The 15,100-nt window shown below is 57.3% G+C and carries 14 protein-coding genes; 9 read left to right on the top strand and 5 right to left on the bottom strand.

Annotated elements, in window-relative coordinates:
* Positions 1-50 precede the first annotated feature (50 nt).
* The 5 genes from ACXWTF_RS11810 to ACXWTF_RS11790 are packed head-to-tail and all read left to right on the top strand — an operon-like array spanning position 51 to position 3,955.
* A complete protein-coding gene (locus ACXWTF_RS11810; RefSeq protein ID WP_461715186.1) occupies positions 51-1,322 on the top strand; it encodes an O-acetylhomoserine aminocarboxypropyltransferase/cysteine synthase family protein in 1,272 nt (423 codons plus the stop codon).
* The gene (gene metX, locus ACXWTF_RS11805; RefSeq protein WP_461715318.1) at positions 1,319-2,434 is read left to right on the top strand and encodes a homoserine O-acetyltransferase MetX; all 1,116 of its coding nucleotides are present in this window, start codon (positions 1,319-1,321) and stop codon (positions 2,432-2,434) included. Before ACXWTF_RS11810 ends, metX begins: the two co-directional genes overlap by 4 nt.
* Before the next feature lie 33 nt (positions 2,435-2,467).
* Positions 2,468-2,668 (top strand): exodeoxyribonuclease VII small subunit, encoded by a 201-nt coding sequence (xseB, locus tag ACXWTF_RS11800; protein ID WP_461715185.1) that lies wholly within the window; start codon positions 2,468-2,470, stop codon positions 2,666-2,668.
* Positions 2,665-3,459, top strand: a complete 795-nt coding sequence (locus ACXWTF_RS11795; protein ID WP_461715184.1) for a carbon-nitrogen hydrolase family protein — start codon at positions 2,665-2,667, stop codon at positions 3,457-3,459. Before xseB ends, ACXWTF_RS11795 begins: the two co-directional genes overlap by 4 nt.
* Positions 3,452-3,955: a redoxin family protein gene (locus ACXWTF_RS11790; RefSeq protein WP_461715183.1), complete on the top strand. Its 504-nt coding sequence runs from the start codon at positions 3,452-3,454 to the stop codon at positions 3,953-3,955. Before ACXWTF_RS11795 ends, ACXWTF_RS11790 begins: the two co-directional genes overlap by 8 nt.
* Positions 3,956-4,678: 723 nt before the next feature.
* On the opposite strand, the gene ACXWTF_RS11785 is transcribed toward ACXWTF_RS11790, so the two are convergent.
* Both ACXWTF_RS11785 and ACXWTF_RS11780 read right to left on the bottom strand, forming a co-directional pair.
* The gene (locus tag ACXWTF_RS11785) at positions 4,679-5,083 is read right to left on the bottom strand and encodes a secondary thiamine-phosphate synthase enzyme YjbQ (RefSeq protein ID WP_461715182.1); all 405 of its coding nucleotides are present in this window, start codon (positions 5,081-5,083) and stop codon (positions 4,679-4,681) included.
* A 7-nt stretch (positions 5,084-5,090) separates the two neighbouring features.
* The gene (locus tag ACXWTF_RS11780; protein ID WP_461715181.1) at positions 5,091-5,582 is read right to left on the bottom strand and encodes a hypothetical protein; all 492 of its coding nucleotides are present in this window, start codon (positions 5,580-5,582) and stop codon (positions 5,091-5,093) included.
* Between the two features lie 426 nt (positions 5,583-6,008).
* On the opposite strand from ACXWTF_RS11780, the gene ACXWTF_RS11775 reads away from it, so the two are divergent.
* The 4 genes from ACXWTF_RS11775 (at position 6,009) to ACXWTF_RS11760 (ending at position 10,247) form a co-directional block, all read left to right on the top strand.
* On the top strand, positions 6,009-6,677 hold the full coding sequence (locus ACXWTF_RS11775; protein ID WP_461715180.1) for a HesA/MoeB/ThiF family protein: 669 nt from the start codon (positions 6,009-6,011) through the stop codon (positions 6,675-6,677).
* A gap of 98 nt (positions 6,678-6,775) precedes the next feature.
* Positions 6,776-7,702 (top strand): ribose-phosphate pyrophosphokinase, encoded by a 927-nt coding sequence (locus ACXWTF_RS11770; RefSeq protein ID WP_461715179.1) that lies wholly within the window; start codon positions 6,776-6,778, stop codon positions 7,700-7,702.
* A gap of 165 nt (positions 7,703-7,867) precedes the next feature.
* Entirely contained in the window at positions 7,868-9,664 is a 1,797-nt protein-coding gene (gene lepA, locus ACXWTF_RS11765; RefSeq protein ID WP_461715178.1) for a translation elongation factor 4, read from the top strand.
* Between the two features lie 10 nt (positions 9,665-9,674).
* The gene (locus ACXWTF_RS11760) at positions 9,675-10,247 is read left to right on the top strand and encodes a ComF family protein (protein WP_461715177.1); all 573 of its coding nucleotides are present in this window, start codon (positions 9,675-9,677) and stop codon (positions 10,245-10,247) included.
* A 2-nt stretch (positions 10,248-10,249) separates the two neighbouring features.
* On the opposite strand, the gene ACXWTF_RS11755 is transcribed toward ACXWTF_RS11760, so the two are convergent.
* The 3 genes from ACXWTF_RS11755 to ACXWTF_RS11745 form a co-directional block, all read right to left on the bottom strand.
* Positions 10,250-10,972 (bottom strand): DUF4230 domain-containing protein, encoded by a 723-nt coding sequence (locus ACXWTF_RS11755; RefSeq protein ID WP_461715176.1) that lies wholly within the window; start codon positions 10,970-10,972, stop codon positions 10,250-10,252.
* Between the two features lie 33 nt (positions 10,973-11,005).
* Positions 11,006-12,562, bottom strand: a complete 1,557-nt coding sequence (locus ACXWTF_RS11750; protein WP_461715175.1) for a SagB/ThcOx family dehydrogenase — start codon at positions 12,560-12,562, stop codon at positions 11,006-11,008.
* 135 nt (positions 12,563-12,697) lie between these two features.
* Entirely contained in the window at positions 12,698-15,040 is a 2,343-nt protein-coding gene (locus ACXWTF_RS11745) for a putative bifunctional diguanylate cyclase/phosphodiesterase (protein ID WP_461715174.1), read from the bottom strand.
* Positions 15,041-15,100 lie beyond the last annotated feature (60 nt).

Raw genomic sequence — 15,100 nt, 5'->3', positions numbered from 1 at the left:
GAAAAAGCGGAGGGGCCCCGCTCCCCGCACTGTAAAGAGGGGAAGTACACATGCATTTTCAGACCAAAGCGCTTCATGAAGGCTATACGAAGGATATGCAGGGAACGATGGCGGTGCCCATCTACCAGACGACGGCATATGAATTCCGCGATGCGGAGCATGCGGCGAACCTGTTCGCGCTCAAAGAGCTTGGCAATATCTACACCCGTCTGAACAACCCGACGACGGACGTCTTCGAGAAGCGTTTCGCCTCCCTTGAAGGGGGTGCGGCGGCCCTGGCGACTTCGAGCGGCATGTCCGCCATCTTCTACGCCCTGGTCAATGCGGCGGAGGCAGGCGACAATATCGTCTGCGCCGCGCAGCTTTACGGCGGCTCCCTCACCCTGACGGCCCACACCATGAAACGTTTCGGCATCGAAGCGCGTTTTTTTGACGTGCACAACCCCGCTGAAGCGGAGAAGCTCATTGACGACAAGACGAAAGCGCTCTTTTTCGAGACGCTGACGAACCCGAGCATCGACGTTCCAAACATCGATGAACTTGCCGCACTCGCGGACAAGTACGGCGTGCTCAGTATCGTCGATAACACCGTCGCGACCCCGGCGCTCTGCCGGCCGATCGAGCACGGCATCGACGTGGTGGTGCACAGTGCCAGCAAGTATACGACGGGCCAGGGACTGGCTATCGGCGGGATCATGGTCGAACGCAGCAACCTCGTCGAAAAACTCCGGGGCAACGCGCGCTACCCGCAGTTCAATGAACCCGACGCCAGCTACCACGGCCTGGTCTACGTCGACGTGCCGCTGCCCCCCTATACCCTGCGCGGACGCCTCAGCCTTCTGCGCGACATCGGCGCCGTCGGATCGCCGTTCAACTCCTGGCTCTTTATCCAGGGGCTCGAGACGCTGAAAATCCGTATGAAAGAGCATTCGCACAATGCGCTGATGCTTGCGAAGTTCCTGGAGACGCACCCGATGGTCAAGCGGGTCAACTACCCGGGCCTGGAGTCGAACAAGAATTTCGCGAATGCGAGCCGCTATTTTGACGGGGCGATGAGCAGCGGCCTGCTCAGTTTCGAGGTCGCCGACCTGGAAACGGCCAAGCAGGTCGTTGACGCGACGCAGCTCTATTCGCTCGTGGTCAACATCGGCGACTCCAAGTCCATCATCACCCACCCGGCCTCGACGACGCATCAGCAGCTCAGCGCCGAGGAGATGGACGCCTGCGGCGTGCCGGCAGGGCTGATCCGCATCAGCGCGGGTCTTGAGAATGCGGAGGATCTTATCGCCGACATCAAACAGGCACTCGAGGCGGCATCATAGACCCGTTAAACCTTCAGACCCATACCGAGCACATTACCAATCCGCTCTATCTGGAGAGCGGGCGTATCCTCGAACCGTATGATATTGTCTATGAAACCTACGGGCACCTCAGCGAGGCGAAGGACAACGTCGTTGTCGTCACGCACGCCCTGACGGGTTCACACCATGCCGCGGGCCTCTACGAAGGGGACAACAAACCGGGCTGGTGGGACGGCCTGATCGGACCGGGCAAGGCGATCGACACGGACCGTTTCTTCGTCATCTGTTCCAACGTCATCGGCAGCTGTTTCGGTTCGACCGGGCCGATGTCGCCGATGCTCCCGAACGAAGAGCCCTACCGCTACAAGTTCCCCGTTATCACGGTCAAAGATATGGTCAAGGCGCAGCGCATCCTTTTTGACAAGCTGGGCATCCACCGTGTTCACGCCATCGTCGGCGGCTCCATGGGCGGTATGCAGGCGCTGCAGTTCGCGGTGCACTACCCCAACTTCGCCGACCGTATCGTTGCCATGGCCTGTACCCATGCGACCCAGCCCTGGACGATCGCGTTCAACAAGATCGCCCAGGAGGCGATCCTGAAAGATCCCGATTTCAAAAGCGGCTATTACGACCCCGCAGATATCAAAGCAAACGGCCTGACGGGGATGGCCGTCGGCCGGATGGCGGGGCACATCAGTTTCCTCTCGCCCCACAGCATGGAGCGGAAATTCGGGCGCGAATACAAACGGACCGACGGTCTTTACGAGCTCTTCGGGAAGTTTCAGGTAGAGTCGTATCTTGAATACAACGGCTACAACTTCACCAAGTGGTTCGACCCGCTCAGCTACCTCTATATTACGAAGGCGATCAACATCTACGACCTCTCCCGGGGGTTCGACACCCTTGAAGAGGCGCTGCTGCGCATTCGAAGCCGCCTCTACCTGGTCAGCTTCGAGAGCGATATGCTCTTTATGTCTGAGGAGATGCGGGTGATGGCGGACATTCTGGCGAAAGAGAAGATGACGCCGGTTGATTACCTGGAAGTCAAGAGTGATTACGGGCATGATGCCTTCCTGGTCGAACTGGAGAAATTCAAAGAGTACGTGCGCGAGGCGCTGGAACACGGCATTTAGCGTACCCATGCTGCACGCAGCGAAGGAGTAAGAGTGGAAGCGAACGATTTTGAAGGGCGCCTGGAAGAGGCGAAACAGATCCTGGAGAAACTGATGAATCCCGAGATGACGCTCGAGGAGAGCGTGAAAGCCTACGAGTCGGGGACCAAGGCGCTCAAAGAAGCGCAGCAAATCCTCGAAGAGGCGCGCAAAAAGATCGAACAGATCCGCAGCGGGGAGGAGACGGAGTCGTGACGCTGGGCGTGCTGCAGCTTCCCTCGGTCGGCATGAGCACGACGAAGCTGTACCACTACGTCCGGATCGCCCACAAACGCGGTGTCCGCGTGCTGCTGATGGGCGAATACCTCCTGAACTCCTTTTTCAAAGAGCTGCAGCAGACCCCCGTGTCGATGCTGCGCGAACTCTGCGATCACCAGCTGGGCATTTTGCGCGACCTCGCCGCCACCTACGATATGACCTTCGTCGCCCCCCTGGTAACGGTCAAAGGGGGCAGCCCCTATAAAAGCATCGTCAAAGTCTCTCCCCGTTCGACGGCCTACTACCAGCAGCAGGTACTGATTGATTATCCCCATTGGAATGAAGCCTCCTTCTTTGCCAACCCGGTCGAAACGCTGCATGAACCGTTGACCTTCCGTGTCGACAATGTCCGCTTTGGGATCCTCGGCGGTTACGAACTGCACTTCGACGCCCTGTGGCAAAGCATCTGGGAGAAGCGGATCGATTGCATCCTGCTGCCGACGGCGTCGACGTTCGAGTCGCAGCAGCGGTGGCGGGAGCTGATCAAGATGCGTGCTTTTACGCACAACTGTTTCGTGCTGCGGGCCAACCGCATCGGCGACGTGAAAGAGGACGGGTATCTCTGGCGTTTTTACGGCGATTCGCTGCTGGCCAATCCCGACGGGGAGATTGAAAGCAGCCTGGGGGATACCGAGGAGCTGATGGTCGTCGAGATCGACCATGCGCAGGTCATCGAGGCGCGCCGGGGCTGGAAGTTCAAAGAGGCAGTGGAGAAGCGGCGTGGCTAGATGGAAAAAGTGGCTCAAAGAGCTCATCGTTCTCGCGCTGCTGACGGCGGTGGGCGCCACCGTCATCGGCTTCCTGCGCGCACCCTCATTTGAAGGGGCCGCCCTGCCGAAGGTGGAGGTCTCCAAACTCTACGGACTGGCCTACGACAGCAGCGTCAAACCGGACCAACCCTATATTTTGCACTTTTGGGCGACCTGGTGCCCCGTCTGCCATGCGGAAGCGGGCAACATCGACGCCCTCGCCAAGGACGAAAAGGTTATCACCGTCGCCGTCAAATCGGGCGGGCTGGAGAAGATCGGCGACTACATGAAAGCCAACGGCCTCTCTTTTCCCGTCATCAACGACCAGAACGGCGCCATCGCGGAAGCCTTCAAGATCGGCGTCTTCCCGACGACGATTATCGTTGATAGAAAGGGGAAAGTCTTCTGGGCCGAGAGCGGGTATACGACGACGTGGGGACTGAAGCTGCGGCTCTGGCTGGCAGAGCTTTTTTAATAGACTTCCGGCTGCCGCCGTGGTTGCGGTGCTCGGCGAGGTGAGAATAGTGGGCAGCTCTTCAATCTTCAATTTTGACAACACTCTTCATGCCACTTTTTTAGAAAAAGTAGCGCAAAAAGCGGCCTTTCGCGAAACGCACATCCCTCCCGGCTTGAGGGTATATCTAGAACCCCTGTGCAGTTTCAGCGAAGCAGAGAAAAGACATAATCAAGGCGGCGTTTTGAAGGCCTGGCCGTAGCCAAGTCAAGAAGCGTCAACGCAGAGTATAGCTTTTCTCTGTTTCGCCCTTCGGGAGGGCTCTGGAAGTGCGACTTTTCCTCTGTTTCCCGCTTGACTTAGCTACAGCTAGGCCTTCGCAGAAAACAAAGAAAACCTCACGCTTCCAAAGCCCTCTGAAATCTACACAGGGGTTCTAGATATACCCTTACCTCCGGGATGGCTTATAAGGATCGCGCTCAAGGCCAAGAGTCCATTTAATTCATGCGCTTCGACGTGTCGAAGCTCTGTTCCGAATATTAGCTTCGGTAGGCCGAAGCGCATATAATCAATAGGCAATCTGTCGTTAAGCGTGCTTTGAAAGCCGCCCTGAAGGCATAAAGCCGAGAAGGGCGTGCGATTCGCGCAACGACGATTTTCTTTTGGTTCTTTTCTTATGAAAAAGAAAAGAATAAAGAGATAGATGGTTCCTATGACAAGTACAGGAGCGAGAAATGTCCAGTCTCAGTAGACCGTCACGACGATCTTCCGGCTGCCGCCACGGTCGCGGTGTTCGCCGAGGTAGACTCCCTGCCAGGTGCCGAGGTTGAGGCGGCCTAAAGTGACGGGAATGGTCAGCGACGTGCCGAGCATGGCGCTTTTAATGTGTGCGGGCATGTCGTCGTCGCCTTCGTAGGTGTGGACGTAGTAGGGCTTGGCGTCGGCGACGTCGCTGAAGAAGCGCTCCATATCGCGGCGGACGGAGGGGTCGGCGTTTTCATTGATGCAGAGCGAGGCGCTGGTGTGTTTGAGAAAGAGGTGGGCGAGGCCCGTCGTGACGCCGGACTTTGCGACAGCGTTTTCGACGGCGTCGGTGATGAGGTGGAATCCCCGCGGGTAGGGGGGCAGGGTGACGCTGGTCTGATACACCTGGAGCCTATTCCTCCGCGAGCCTGTTCATCATGAAGAGGTAGAGCTCTTTGTGCGGCACGTCCTTCTCCAGCGCTTCGCGGTAGAGCTTTGTCACCTCGAGGTGATGCTTTTCGTAGGCGAAGTGGGGGAAGTGGTTCTGCCACGCCTCTTTGATGCGCTGGGTCGCCATCCGGTCGACGAGCCACTCTTTGAACATCATGTAGGTGCCGAAGAACATCCCCGTAAAGAGGATGGCGAGGATGATGAGCAGGTGACAGTCGATCTTCTCGAGTTCTTTGTGAAAGAGGAGGCTCAGCGGCAGGAGAATGAGGTTCCAGAGGATGAGAAAGACGAGAATCGTGCGGCCGATCCGCAGTTTCAGTCCAGGGATCTTCCCTTCGAGCTTGAGGCCGTCGTCGTGGTTCTTGTTGATCTCGAGCAGTTCGCGCAGCAGCAGCGGCTGGTCGTTACTGCGGGTCACAAAGGGGATGATGGTCTTGTCGATAAAGGCGAGCACGCTTCCTCCTGCGGTTTTGTGGGCTTATTATAGCGGTTTTTACACACTTTGGCCGTCGCGACTGCCTAAAACAGGCCTCTGCAGGTGAATTTATCAAAAAGTTATTAAAGGACACGTCCAAAAACCTGTACGATCTCAGCGCGGCAGAGAAAGTCATAATCAAGGCAATGCTTTGAAGGCCTAGCCATCGCTAAGTCGAAAAGCGGCAACGCCGAGTATGGCTTTTCTCTGCAGCGCCCTGCGGGAGGGTTTTTGAAGCACGATCTTTCCTCCGTTTTCCTCTGGACTTAGCTACGGCTAGGCCTGCAACGAAAACAAAGAAAATCTTATGCTTTAAACACCCTCTGAGAAGCGTGAAGGGTTTTTAGACGTGTCCTAAACTTTTTAATGTTACAGTGCGATTAGCTATTTGAGGAGGTGTGGATCATGATGCAGTATTTCCATCGTCAGATCAAGCTCTGGGGTGAAGAGGTTCAGCAGTCGCTGCAGGAGAAGCGGATCGCCATCATCGGGAGCGGGGGGCTTGGCAGCTCACTCGCTTTCGCCCTGGGGGCAACGGGAATCGGGGAGATTCATATCGTGGATTTCGATGAGGTGAGCGTGCACAACATTCACCGCCAGATCGCATTCAAGACGGGGGACGAGGGGAAGAACAAAGCTGTCGTCAATGCAGGAATCGTCGAGGCGCGTTGCCCCTATACGAAAGCGTATGCCCATGAGTGCGATTTCAACGCCTTTGCCAAAAAAGGGATCGAGGTCGACCTGATCCTTGACGCGACGGACAACCTGCCGACGCGGGGGCAGATCAACGAATACGCCAAGATCAAAAACACGCCGTGGGTCTACGGTTCGGTGGAGGCGTTCCACGGACAGGTCTGCTTCTTCGACCGCTCCTCATTCAACGATGTTTTCAAGATCACCCTGAAAGAACCGGCGGGGATCGCCGCGCCTATTGTCATGCATATCGCATCGCTGCAGGCGAACCTGGCCCTGCGCTACCTGGCGGGACAGCCGGTCAAAAAAGACTTCCTCTATTACCTCTTTTTCAACGACGAGGGCGAACTCGTGACACAGAAATTCGGCCTGCCGGTATAACGGCGGCTGTTTTACTCCCTGCTAAGCCGCGCACGCTATAATTTCATACTCAATTTGCCGTATGAAACGGCAACGATAATCACCTTTGGAGAATTGCGATGCGCGGTTACAAGATTTTTGCGGGAAGTGCCAGCGAAGAGTTTGCGAAAGAGGTCTGCAGCTACCTCGACGTTCCCCTGGCGAAAGCGGACATTAAACGTTTCAGTGACGGGGAGATCTCCGTTCAGGTCGCGGAGAGCGTCCGCGGACGTGATGTCTTCATCATCCAGTCGACGGGGGCACCGTCCAACGACAACCTGATGGAACTGCTCATCATGACCGATGCCCTGCGCCGCTCCTCCGCAAGCTCTATCACCGCCGTCATTCCCTATTTCGGCTATGCGCGCCAGGACCGTAAAGCGGCACCGCGCGTTCCGATCAGCGCGAAGCTGGTCGCCAACCTCTACCAGACGGCGGGCATCGACCGCCTCGTCACCATCGACCTGCACGCCGGTCAGATCCAGGGCTTCTTCGACATCCCCGTCGATAACCTCTACGGCTCCATTATCTTCCAGCAGCATATCGAGAGCAAGAACCTCCCCAACCCGATCATCGCGAGCCCGGACATCGGGGGCGTCGCCCGTGCCCGTTACTTCGCGGAAAAACTCGGCCTCGAGATGGTCATCGTCGACAAGCGCCGCGAAAAGGCGAACGTGGCCGAGGTCATGAACATCATCGGTGACGTCGAGGGCAAAGACGTTATCATGATCGATGACATGGTCGATACGGCCGGCACAATGGTCAAAGCGGCGGCGGCCCTCAAAGCCAAGGGCGCGACTTCGGTCATGGCGTGTGCGACCCACGCGGTTCTGAGCGGTAAAGCGTACGACAATATCGACAAAGGGGAGCTGGACGAACTGATCGTCACCAACTCCCTCGATTCCAAACCGCACCCGAAGATCAAGGTCCTGACGGTTGCACCGCTCTTCGGCGAAGTCATCCGCCGCGTTTACCACAACGAGAGCGTTAACTCGCTTTTTGCATAACGTACCAGGAGTAAAACCCCTGATACTGCGCTAACGCTGAGTTCGCTTCGGCAGCGGGCTCACACTCCGAGAGTACTTCTTGAAGGGCGCGTGCAGACGACTGAAAGAAGTACCTTCAGGTATAAACCGCACTGATTTGTTTTACAGTGAAAGCATGAGGAATATATGGATCTCAAACATATTCGCAACTTCTCCATCATCGCCCACATCGACCACGGCAAAAGCACCCTGGCCGACCGGATCATCCAGGAGTGCGGTTCCGTCACGGAGCGCGAACTCAAATCGCAGATGATGGATACGATGGATATCGAGCAGGAGCGCGGTATCACCATCAAGGCGCAGAGCGTCCGGCTCGATTATGTTAAAGACGGCGAGCATTACGTTCTCAACCTCATTGACACCCCGGGCCACGTCGACTTCAGCTACGAGGTGAGCAAATCGCTCGCTTCCTCCGACGGAGCACTGCTGATCGTCGATGCGGCGCAGGGGGTTGAGGCGCAGACCATCGCCAACGTCTACCTGGCCCTGGACAACAACCTTGAACTCCTCCCGGTCATCAACAAGATCGACCTGCCCGCCGCCGAACCGGAGCGCGTCGCCGAAGAGATTGAATCGAGCATCGGGATCGACGCCACAGATGCGCTGATGGTCTCCGCCAAAACGGGTGTGGGTATCCGCGAGCTCGTCGATGCCATCGTTGATCGCATTCCCGCCCCGGTGGGCGACCCGGTAGCACCGACCAAGGCGATCATCTACGACAGCTGGTTCGACCCCTATCTCGGTGCGCTGGCGCTGGTGCGCGTCTTTGACGGCAGTATCCGTAAAAAGCAGATCGTCAAGCTGATGAGCAACAACGAGCAGCACGAGGTCCTCGACCTCATGTACCCGCACCCGCTCAAGAAGATGAAGACCGATGCGATCGGCAGCGGTGAGATCGGCATCGTCGTGCTCGGCCTCAAAGATGTCGGCACGCTCAACGTCGGCGATACGATCACCGATGCGAAAAACCCGACAACGGAACCCGTCGGTGACTATGAACCTGCCAAGCCCTTCGTTTTTGCGGGACTCTACCCCATCGATACGGACAAGTTCGAGGACCTGCGTGATGCGCTGGACAAACTGCGCCTCAACGATTCGTCACTCAGCTACGAACCGGAAACCTCTATTGCGCTGGGCTTCGGTTTCCGTGTCGGTTTCCTCGGCATGCTGCACATGGAGGTCGTCAAGGAGCGCCTGGAACGCGAATTCGACCTGGACCTGATCGCGACGGCGCCCTCGGTCGTTTACGACGTCTTTCTGACGGACGGCTCGACACAAGAGGTGCACAACCCCTCCGAACTGCCGCCCGTCAACCACATCGAGCGGATCGAGGAGCCCTACGTCAAGGCGACGGTCATCACACCGACGGAGTACCTCGGCAACATCATGAACCTGCTCGTCGCCAAGCGCGGTCTCCAGGAGAAGATGGACTATCTCAACGAGGAACGCGTCTTGCTGGAGTACTCCGTACCGATGAACGAGATCGTCGTCGACTTCTACGACAAGCTCAAGTCCATCTCCAAAGGGTACGCGAGTTTCGACTATGAACCGACCGACTTCAGAGAAGGCGACCTCGTCAAGCTCGACGTCCGCGTCGCCGGCGACGTCGTCGACGCCCTCTCCGTCATCGTCCCCCGCGAACAGGCGGAGCAGCGCGGCCGTGCCCTGGTCAAGAGCATGAAAGAGCTCATCCCCCGGCAGCTTTTCGAGGTGGCGGTACAGGCCTCCGTCGGCAATAAAGTCATTGCCCGGGAGACGGTCAAGTCGATGGGCAAGAACGTCACGGCGAAGTGTTACGGCGGGGATATTACCCGTAAACGCAAACTGCTTGAGAAACAGAAAGCCGGTAAAAAACGGATGAAGGCGATCGGCAAGGTACAGTTGCCGCAGGAGGCATTCATGTCCGTCCTTAAAATGGACTAGGCGGCAGGCTTTGCGCTGTCTACTCTGTGAATCGTGGTCGTTTAGCCGCATTTGCAGGGCCTGCCGTGAGGAACATCTCACCCCCTCTCTTCACACCCGTAAGATCGTCGGGAAACTCTCCGTACACTCCTTTTACCGATACGACGAGATCGAGCCGCTGCTGCTGACGAAGCATACGGATATCGGTCACCACCTTTACAGGATCATGGCATCGCTCTCCTTCGCACCGTATGCGAAGGCATTGGGGCCGGAGGAAGCCGTAGCCGTCATTGCCGTCGATGACCACGTCCGGCACGGCTATTCGCATACGGCGGTCCTGGCCCGGGCAATGAAAACCGCCGTATTGATACCGAGGCACACCGTGCTGCGTGACCGTTCGGGACACCGTTACTCCGGGCAGGACTTCCAGTACCGTCTGACGCATCCGCGGGATTTTACGATAAAGCCTTTTCCGGAAACGAAAGTGATCCTCGTCGACGATATCCTGACAACGGGCCTGACATTGACCCAGGCGGCAGAAGCGTTGGAGCGGGAAGGGAAAGAGGTGCTTTTCTGCCTGACGCTCGCCGATGCGGAACGCTGAGCTTACGCGTCAGCAGCGGGGGGAAGCTGAGCTTCGGACCGGTTTCCCGGAAGGTAGTCGACGGTGTTCTCGATCGTCGGGGACTCGGAGAAGTCGAAGCGGATCGCCGCGGCGTTGAGGGCGAAGGCGATCTGCTCCAGCGTCGTGCGGGCGGATTTCTGCACGTCGGGAAGCAGCTCGATCATCATGCCGTTGGCAATGGCGGAGACCTGCTTTTTCGCCTCTTTGATCAGGGCGTTGCGGTCGTTTTCATCGAAGCCGTCGCTGAAGACGCCTGCAATAAGGTCCGGCAGCAGCCACGGCAGCAGTTTGCCGTTCTGTTCGTCATAGAAACTGATGTCCTTGATACTGAGCGAGTAGCGGCACTCGGGCATCTTGAAGAGGTACTGTCCCTCGCTGAGCTCCTCGATACCGAAATGGCTGTCTTTGAGGTTGTAGCTGAAGTCGATGTCGAAGGTGAAGATCATCGCCAGTTTCTTTTTGGAGATGAGCCAGCGCAGGTATTTTTCCCCGAAGTTCCCGAAGATATGATCGGAGGCCGTGACGATCTCTTTGGTGACGACCTTGTAGACGTTGAGGTTCCCCAGGGACTCCATCTTCTCTATGGTTGAATAGAGGGCGACGTTTGCCGGCCCTTCTTTCTTATTGCGCTTCAGGTACCAGAGTAATAGTGCGATACCTCCTGCAAGCAGGAGGCCGCTGAAAAACATAATGACATTATCCATGCCCTATTGTAGCTCAGCCGGGATAATAGTGCACTATCGTCTGCTGTAGGGGAGTTTTGTCTGCAGGCGGAGGTCGGGAATGGCGTAGCCGATGGCCAGGTGGTAGAGGGTCTGGAAATCGTTCCCTTCCAGTCCCAGCAGCCGGTGCATGACATCGTCGAGGAAACAGCCGATCCCCGTCGCGCTGAGTCCCAGCGACGTCGCTTCGAGGTAGAGCTGCTGGCCGATGGCACCGCACTCCCAGTAGAGGCTTTTGTAGCGCCCCGGTCCGAAATGCTCAATCTGGGAGGAAAATTCACAGAGCATTCCCAGCGAAAAGGCGCCGTCGGAAGCGATCTCCTGGCTGCAGGAGATGAATTTGGCCTGGGGGCGGAAGTCACCCGCTTCGAGCAGATAGAGATGCTCCCCTGCCGGCCGGAAAAGAAAATCGCCGCGCATGCGTGTTTTGAAGGCTTCCAGGTAGCTGTCGTTCAGCAGGTAGAGGTAGACGCCGGGCACCAGGGTCTCGACGTCGTGCACAAATAGGACGAGGGATGTTGCGGGGATGAACCCTTCAACGCTGCTCCTCGCCGCGTGCATCAGCTGGCTGAACGTCTCAAAGCTGATATGGGTGCGGCCGAAATCCATGGCGCGGGCACTGCGGCGGGTCAGGATGATCTCTTCGGCAGGGGTGCCGCATCCGCTTTGAAGGGGGACGGGTGTCGTATCAACCGGCAGGCTCAGTGCGGAAGCCGTAGCCCTATCAACGAGGGTGATTGCCTCCCAGGGGTGTTGGGAAGGGCTGAGGCGGTTTGCCGTCCCTGCGTACGCTGTACGGCATTGTGCTAGTAACGGGATAAGGTCAGGATCGGTCACAACGTTTTCGGGCGTAATGAGTAGCAGGGCGTCGGCGATCTCCTCCTCGTTCGGCTGGAAGCGTACCGGCTGATCCAATCCCAGCAGCGTTTGAAGCGTCTCGTAGTCTAGGGTTTCAAATAGGCGTCCGTGCCAGCCGTTGAGTCGTGCGGAAACCTGCACGGCACGCAGGGCATGACCGGCGTCGAGCTGAGTGTAGCGGAAGGCGCGCTCGCCGTATTTCCAGGCTTCGCGCCATACGATGGACGTCAGCCCCATCAGCAAAGAGCCCCCGGGGAGTGTCGACCAGATGTCCGTATCGAAGGCGTGCAGGATCTCCAGGCTGTGGGTCAATGGTGCATAATGGGCGATGACACTTTGGGTGCTGATGCCGTCAACCGGCGGGAGGATAACGTAACCTTCTGTGGGGTGGAGGTTGCCGCTGGAGGCGTTGCAGCGCAGGGCCCAGCAGTCACTGCCGATGCATTTGATCGCGGCAAGCCCTAAACTGTAGCGCAGCATCACGGCGAGGGTCTCCATCGTCAGGGGTGCGGGGGCGCGCGTCTCAAAAAGAGCGGCGTAGGTTAGTTCGGGCCTCGGGGAGGGCAGGGGAAGGATGATTGCTTCCGCACCGTCAAAGCGGCGGTAGGGGTCGGGCTGCGTCGCCCAGTCCATGTAGCCCAGCGACGCCGCATAGCGGTTGGGGTGGTGCTTGGTGCGTTCGTGGTATTCGAAAATGGTTTCCAGGGTATGCATGCCGTGATTGTTCCTAAACTCTTTTGAAGGGGTGCTTGCGCAGAGTGTGCGGCGAAAATGATTAAGCCTCAGCACCCGCTGGAATGCATATCCCGTTCATCCCGGTGTCCCGGAGATGATGCCTCTGGGAGGTCGTTACTCTACATGTGTCGGATGTTCGGGAAGCTGCTCGTTCTGCGCGGACTGATTCGCGCCGATTCTGGTACTGATCAGCGCTTCGAGTTTTTTGACCGGCAGGGCCTTTTCGCAGAGGAACCCCTGGTAGTAGTCGCATCCGAGTTCTTTAAGCATGTTCAGCTCTTCATCCGTTTCGACCCCTTCGGCGACGACGGTCAGGTTCATGCTCTTGGCGATGGCGATGATGGTCTTGACGATCATCAGCGAGTTCTCGTTGTGTTTCAGGTCGGTGATGAAGGAGCGGTCGATCTTGATGACGCTGACCGGCAGGTGCTTGAGATAGGAGAGCGAGGAGTAGCCTGTACCGAAATCATCCAGGGCAACATGCACACCGAAGGCTTCAAGTGCTTTGACCTTGTCGATAGCGCCGAGGGCGTTGTCGATCATGGCACTTTCGGTCAGTTCGAGTTCGATCATGCCGGGGGCGATCTCATGCCCGGTGACAAGGGCCCGTAGGTACTCAACGAAATCGGGCTGGTTGAACTGGTAGGAGCTGACATTGACCGAGACGCGTTCGATGGCGTTGGCCGCACCGGTAAACTGCCACTGTTTGATCTGCTTGATGCTCTCTTCGAGCACCCATTCCCCGATCTTCACAATCAGTCCGGTCTCCTCGGCATAAGGGATAAACGCCTCCGGCAGGATGAGCCCCTTCTCGGGGTGGTTCCAGCGGATGAGCGCTTCGACCTGGGCGATCTTTTCACTGTCGATAGCCACCTTGGGCTGGTAGTAGAGCTCAAACTCCTTCTCATCGAGGGCTCTGCGCAGCTCCTTTTCCATTTGGATAAGTTCATGCTGGGAACTCTCAAAGGAGTCATGGTAGAGCTCGGCATGCTGGCGCCCGGTCCGCTTGGCCTGGAACATCGCGATATCCGCACGTTTGATAATGGGATCCGGGAGGCGGTCCTCTTCGCCGTTGAAGACATTGATGCCGATACTTGCAGAGAGGGAAATGGACTCCCCGTCTATTGTAAACAGACCGCTGATCACGTCGATCAGCCCTGCAGCGATCTCCATCGCTTCTCCGGCCGCTTCGGTAAAGTCGTCGGAGAGGGTGTTGAGGAGGACGAGGAACTCATCGCCCCCCACCCGTGCGACGGTGTCTTCGGCACGCAGCTGCTTGAGCAGCCGCTGGCTGACCTGGTAGAGCACCTGGTCGCCGATATAGTGGCCGAAATCGTCGTTGATATGTTTGAAGTGGTCCAGGTCGATGAAGAGCACGGCACAGTGGAAATGGTGGTGCCTGCTCTGCTCGATGGCGAGCGTGATCCGGTCGGTGACGAGGCTGCGGTTGGGCAGTTTTGTGAGGGGGTCGTAGAAGCTGTTCTGCTTGATCACCTCCTGGGCTTCCTTCTCCAGCGTCAGGTCCCTGACAAAACAGATGGCCCCCTGGTGGAGCCGTTTTTTGTCGGTGACGGGGACGGTGGAGAGCTCGATGTAAAAAGAGTCTTCCGAGAAGGTGGAGTAGAAGGGGCCTTCATACCGTCCTTGTCCGTTCTGCAGTGCCTCTTTCAGGGCCGGCAGGATACGTTTGTCCGTAAGGGTGTCGAGGTCATACCCGATGAGGGATTCGCGCTCCGTCAGCTGTAGAATTTTGAGCATCTGATCATTGAGATCGGTAATATGCATGCCGCTGTCGTAGTAAAAAATCCCGACGGGGGCGTTGTCAAGGAGGGAGACGAGACGTCCCTGGGTATTCTCAAGGTCCGACATGGCCTGGGTGAGGGCAAATTTGCTGTAGATGGCATTGTCGATGACCGTTCCGAAATGCTTGGCGCTGAAGATGAGCAGGATTCCCAGGGCACTGACGATGTAGGCGATCGTCTGGTAGAGCGGATCCTCCATCCAGGCCAGGCGGACGATGATCGGTGCGAAAGAGAGCAGGGCATAGGCGACGACCAGCTCCCAGGAAGCGGAGATGATGCCCAGCGCAGTAGCGGTCAGTCCGAGAATGAAGAGGACGACGACCATCTGGTAGAGGATCTCGTGGTGGGGAAAGAGCAGCAGGGCGGTGCTGCCCCAGAGCCCGCCGCCGATCAGGACATAGGTGTAGTACCGGTGCAGCCAGAGGGTGCTGTTGGCGCGCAGTTCATCCTCGGAGCTGTTGCTGTAGAGCAGATAGTGGTAGAAGCGGAAGAGCAGGACAATCGCCGAGACGCTCACCCAGACGGCCAGGGCGAAGTTGTCGACATAGTGCCACATGATGACACTGAAGAGAAGGACGCTGAAAAAATGGATGATAAGGATGACCGGAACGGTACTGTAGAGGTACTTCAGTTTGTCAAAATCGAATTGCCGCATTGTTGCTTATTCCCCTGGAATACTTTCCGAACAGTTTATGAGACTGTGATTGGATGTTAA

This window comes from Thiomicrolovo sp. ZZH C-3 (assembly GCF_054862725.1).
The sequence above is the reverse complement of the archived record's forward strand: the minus strand, read 5'-3'. Positions and strand labels throughout refer to the sequence as shown.

Bases quoted from the DNA above. Each gene is read 5' to 3' on its own strand.
- ACXWTF_RS11810 (WP_461715186.1), top strand. From the start codon at position 51: ATGCATTTTCAGACCAAAGCGCTTCATGAAGGCTATACGAAGGATATG.
- lepA (WP_461715178.1), top strand. From the start codon at position 7,868: ATGGATCTCAAACATATTCGCAACTTCTCCATCATCGCCCACATCGAC.
- ACXWTF_RS11745 (WP_461715174.1), bottom strand. From the start codon at position 15,040: ATGCGGCAATTCGATTTTGACAAACTGAAGTACCTCTACAGTACCGTT.
- ACXWTF_RS11770 (WP_461715179.1), top strand. From the start codon at position 6,776: ATGCGCGGTTACAAGATTTTTGCGGGAAGTGCCAGCGAAGAGTTTGCG.
- ACXWTF_RS11775 (WP_461715180.1), top strand. From the start codon at position 6,009: ATGATGCAGTATTTCCATCGTCAGATCAAGCTCTGGGGTGAAGAGGTT.
- ACXWTF_RS11750 (WP_461715175.1), bottom strand. From the start codon at position 12,562: ATGCATACCCTGGAAACCATTTTCGAATACCACGAACGCACCAAGCAC.
- ACXWTF_RS11755 (WP_461715176.1), bottom strand. From the start codon at position 10,972: ATGGATAATGTCATTATGTTTTTCAGCGGCCTCCTGCTTGCAGGAGGT.